This is a genomic window from Pseudomonas emilianonis, from assembly GCF_023072625.1.
GTDB classification, from domain to species: domain Bacteria; phylum Pseudomonadota; class Gammaproteobacteria; order Pseudomonadales; family Pseudomonadaceae; genus Aquipseudomonas; species Aquipseudomonas paraveronii.
Genome location: NZ_JAKNRV010000393.1, coordinates 1 through 4465, shown reverse-complemented (window position 1 = coordinate 4465; position 4465 = coordinate 1). Strand labels below are relative to the sequence as shown.

General features: G+C 63.2%; 5 protein-coding genes and 1 pseudogene. All 6 read left to right on the top strand.

What is annotated here, in order from left to right:
• A partial coding sequence (locus L9Z73_RS26010) for a FliI/YscN family ATPase (protein WP_247407295.1) occupies positions 1–1062 on the top strand: 1062 nt, incomplete at its 5' end.
• A 3-nt stretch (positions 1063–1065) separates the two neighbouring features.
• Positions 1066–1515: a flagellar export protein FliJ gene (gene fliJ / locus L9Z73_RS26005; RefSeq protein WP_198717149.1), complete on the top strand. Its 450-nt coding sequence runs from the start codon at positions 1066–1068 to the stop codon at positions 1513–1515.
• An 85-nt stretch (positions 1516–1600) separates the two neighbouring features.
• Positions 1601–1906 carry an STAS domain-containing protein gene (locus L9Z73_RS26000; RefSeq protein ID WP_247407293.1) on the top strand — a complete coding sequence of 102 codons (306 nt, stop codon included), beginning with the start codon at positions 1601–1603 and terminating at the stop codon, positions 1904–1906.
• Positions 1903–3621 carry a fused response regulator/phosphatase gene (locus tag L9Z73_RS25995; RefSeq protein ID WP_247407290.1) on the top strand — a complete coding sequence of 573 codons (1719 nt, stop codon included), beginning with the start codon at positions 1903–1905 and terminating at the stop codon, positions 3619–3621. Before L9Z73_RS26000 ends, L9Z73_RS25995 begins: the two co-directional genes overlap by 4 nt.
• Before the next feature lie 30 nt (positions 3622–3651).
• Positions 3652–3996: an Hpt domain-containing protein gene (locus L9Z73_RS25990; protein ID WP_247407287.1), complete on the top strand. Its 345-nt coding sequence runs from the start codon at positions 3652–3654 to the stop codon at positions 3994–3996.
• A gap of 97 nt (positions 3997–4093) precedes the next feature.
• Positions 4094–4465: pseudogene (locus L9Z73_RS25985) on the top strand (flagellar hook-length control protein FliK); the annotation flags it as partial.

Genomic DNA, 4465 nt, shown 5'->3' with positions numbered 1-4465 from the left:
ACCGGCCGCCTGCCCATGGGCATGAGCATGCTCGGCCGCGTGCTGGACGGTGCCGGTCGTGCGCTGGACGGCAAGGGCGGCATGAAAGCCGAAGACTGGGTGCCGATGGATGGCCCCACCATCAACCCGCTCAAGCGCAACCCCATCAGCCAGCCGCTGGACGTGGGCATTCGCAGCATCAACGGTTTATTGACGGTCGGTCGCGGTCAGCGCCTCGGCCTGTTCGCCGGTACCGGCGTGGGTAAGTCGGTGTTGCTGGGCATGATGACCCGCTTTACCGAGGCCGACATCATCGTGGTGGGGCTGATCGGCGAACGGGGTCGGGAAGTGAAGGAGTTCATCGAGCACAGCCTCGGTGAAGAAGGCCTCAAGCGTTCCGTCGTCGTTGCGTCCCCGGCCGACGATGCGCCGCTGATGCGTTTACGCGCCGCCATGTACTGCACGCGCATCGCCGAATATTTTCGCGACAAGGGCAAGAACGTCCTGTTGCTGATGGACTCCCTCACGCGTTTCGCCCAGGCCCAGCGGGAAATCGCCCTGGCCATCGGCGAGCCGCCGGCCACCAAGGGCTATCCGCCGTCGGTGTTCGCCAAGCTGCCCAAGCTGGTGGAGCGCGCCGGTAATGCCGAGGCGGGGGGGGGCTCGATCACCGCGTTCTACACCGTGTTGTCTGAGGGCGATGACCAGCAAGACCCGATTGCCGACTCGGCGCGGGGCGTGCTCGACGGTCACATCGTGCTGTCGCGGCGCCTGGCGGAAGAGGGGCACTACCCAGCTATCGACATCGAAGCGTCCATCAGCCGGGTGATGCCGTCGGTGGTCACGCCGGAGCACATGGCCCGTGCTCAGCAGTTCAAGCAGTTGTGGTCGCGCTACCAGCAAAGTCGCGACCTGATCAGCGTTGGCGCCTATGTGGCCGGCGGCGATCGTGAGACCGACCTGGCGATTGCCCTGCAACCGCAATTGGTCACCTACCTGCGCCAAGGCCTCAACGACAACATCAGCATGGGCGAAAGCGAAGCGCACCTGCAGTCCATCTTCGCCCCCGCGCCAGGCGGCTAAGCCATGGCCAGCAGCCGCTCCTCACGCTTGGCCCCGGTGGTGGACATGGCCGAAAAGGCCGAAAAAACCGCGGTCCAGCGCCTGGGTTACTTCCAGGGCCAGGTGCGCCTGGCACAAAGTAAGCTCGGCGACCTGGAGCGCTTTCGCGGCGAGTACCAGCAGCAGTGGATCGAGCGCGGCACCAAAGGCGTGTCCGGCCAGTGGCTGATGGGCTACCAGGGCTTTCTCAACCAGCTTGAAACCGCTGTCGGCCAGCAGCGCGAGAGCCTGGCCTGGCACCAGAACAACCTCGACAAGGCCCGCGAGAGCTGGCAGCAGGCGTATGCCCGGGTCGAAGGGTTGCGTAAGCTGGTGCAGCGCTATATCGACGAGGCGCGGGCGCTTGAGGATAAGCGCGAGCAAAAACTGCTCGATGAGTTGTCCCAGCGCCTGCCGCGCCAGAATCCCTACTAGCGCCAGGCTCCGGACTCAATGTGTTGCCCACATCCGGTTAGCCTGCTACACCTTGTATCTAGGCCTATGACAAGGAAGCAGTCACATGTCAGTCGAGTCAGAAGTATCCCTGGATGGGAAGAAGTTGACGATCGCAATCAAGGGCCGGTTCGATTTCGGCAGCCACCAGCTCTTTCGTGACGCCTACGAGCGTTTCTACAAGGTGCCGGACGTGTACATCGTCGACCTGAAAGAAACCACCTACATGGACAGCTCCGCCCTGGGCATGCTCCTGCTGCTGCGCGATCATGCCGGGGGGGATAACTCGGAGGTCAGGGTCATCAACAGCAGCTCCGATGTGCGCAAGATCCTTGCGATTTCCAATTTCGACAAACTGTTCGATATCCATTGAGCGCGCTGGCCCCGGTCCTCGAACCGCTGACCATCCTGATCGCCGAAGACAGCGCCGCCGACCTGCTGTTGCTGTCGACCATCGTCCGGCGCCAGGGCCACCAGGTGCTCACCGCCAGCAACGGCGCACAAGCTGTCGAGCTGTTTGCCCGCGAACGCCCGCAACTGGTGCTGATGGACGCCCTGATGCCGGTGATGGATGGCTTTGAGGCCGCGCGGCGGATCAAGCAACTGGCGGGCGAGGCCCTGGTACCGATCATCTTCCTCACCTCCCTGCGCCAAAGCGAAGCCCTGGCCCAATGCCTGGATGCCGGTGGTGATGACTTCTTGCCCAAGCCCTATAACCCGCTGATCCTCGCGGCCAAGATCAATGCGATGGACCGCCTGCGCCGCCTGCAGGCCACGGTGTTGCAGCAGCGTGACCTGATCGCCAAGCACCATGACTACCTGCTGCATGAGCAGCGCGTGGCCAAAGCGGTGTTCGACAAGGTCGCCCATTCGGGTTGCATCAACGCGGCGCCGAACATTCGCTACCTGCAATCGCCCTATGCGCTGTTCAACGGCGACTTGTTGTTGGCGGCCTATACGCCGGCGGGTGACATGCATGTACTGCTCGGCGACTTCACCGGGCACGGCCTGCCAGCGGCGGTCGGCGCCATGCCGTTGGCCGAAGTGTTCTATGGCATGACGGCCAAGGGCTACGGGCTGACGCAGATCCTGCGGGAGATGAACGCCAAGCTCAAACGCATCCTGCCGGTGGACATGTTCTGCTGCGCGACGCTGTTGTGCCTGAGTGCGCAACGGCGTGCGGTGGAAGTCTGGAATGGCGGCATGCCCGAGGGCTATGTGCATGAAGTCGCCACGGCTAAGCGCACGCCGCTGATATCACGGCACTTGCCGTTGGGCGTGCTGTCGGCGCAGGCGTTCGATGATCGCACGGAAGTCTGGCCGATGGCCCTGGGCGACCGCGTATTTCTGCTCTCCGATGGCGTGCTGGATACCGCCGATGCCAACGAGCAATTGTTCGGCGCCGAGCGCTTGCAGCAGGTGTTTGCCGCTAATCGTGAGCCGGACCGCTTGTTCGAGGATATCGAGCAGGCCCTGGCGGCGTTTCGCGGTGAGGCGCGGGATGACGTGAGCATGCTCGAAATCACCCTGCAGGCCGGCCAGTCGATGCGTGCGACGGGGCCGTTGTATGCCGACAGCGGCCAGTCGTGCCCGTTGGATTGGTCGGTGAATTTCGAATTTCGCGCCGAGACCCTCAGGCGTTACAACCCGTTGCCCTATCTGTTGCAACTGCTGCTGGAGATCCACGGCCTGCGCGAGCAGAGCGGGGCGCTCTACAGCGTGATGGCCGAACTGTATTCCAACGCCCTGGAGCACGGCGTGCTGGGCCTGGACTCGCGGCTCAAGCGCAATGCTGAAGGTTTTGCGCAGTATTACCGCCAGCGCAATGAGCGGCTGGTGCAACTCAACAGCGGTTATGTGCGCGTGCATGTGCAGGTAGAGCCCACCGCTACGGGCGGCAGGATGACCTTGCGCATCGAAGACAGCGGCCCCGGATTCGATGTGGAACAGGTACTGGCTCGCCCGCTGGATGTCGACCGTCTGTCTGGTCGCGGCTTGGGCCTGGTGCGTCAACTGAGCAGCGATGTACGCTGGTCCGACGGCGGGCGCAGTGTCTGCGTGGAGTTTTGCTGGGAGGCTCTGGCATAATCCGCCGATTCTTGATCAAGGAGCGAACAAGTGGTTGAGGTTCATCTGGACCCGGACGTGTTATCGGGTTTGCAGGAAGTCATGGAAGGCGAGTACCCCAAATTGCTCGATACCTTTCTCGATGATTCGCAAAAGCGCGTCGAAGCGCTGCGCAAGGCTCGCGACGATGCCAAGGCGTTGGCGCGCATCGCCCATAGTTTCAAGGGCAGCAGTGGTAACCTCGGTGCGGTGCGGTTGGCGCACTTGTGCCAGCGCTTGGAGGTTGAGTCGGTCGAGGCTGCAGCGGACCTGGGGGCCTTGGTCGATCAGATCGACCATGAGTTTGCGCTGGTCAAGCCGCTGTATGAGTCGGAGCGCCAGCGCTTCCAGCTTTAATTTCAGGCGCGGCAGGGCTTTTCCGAAGAGCTGGCCCGACTCTTGCTCTATCTCCTGATACTGCATCCCCGATTCCCATGCAGTGGAGACCTTACCTATGCCAGTCGCCCCTAATTCGCTCCTTCAGGCTGCCCCTGCGGCCAAGCCTCAAGCGCCTGCCGCCAATCCACCGGCGGCGGCCGCGGAGCCGCGGGACAAAGGCCCTGGCTTTGCTCAGGTGTTCGCCAGCCAGGGTTCGAAGCCCTCGGCCAAAGCCGACGACAACTCGGCCAAACCCGTGCGCGACAAGCCTGATGGCGCGAGTGCCAAGCCTGTTGCCGGCAACGATAAGCCTGTCGCGAACAACGATAAACCTGCCGCCGGTACGCCAGCGGTTGCCGATAGCGGCAAACCCTTGCCTGCCGACCCGCCGGCCAACCCCGCCGACAGCGCCAGCAGTGATCAAAACCCACCCGCCGACCCGGCCCTG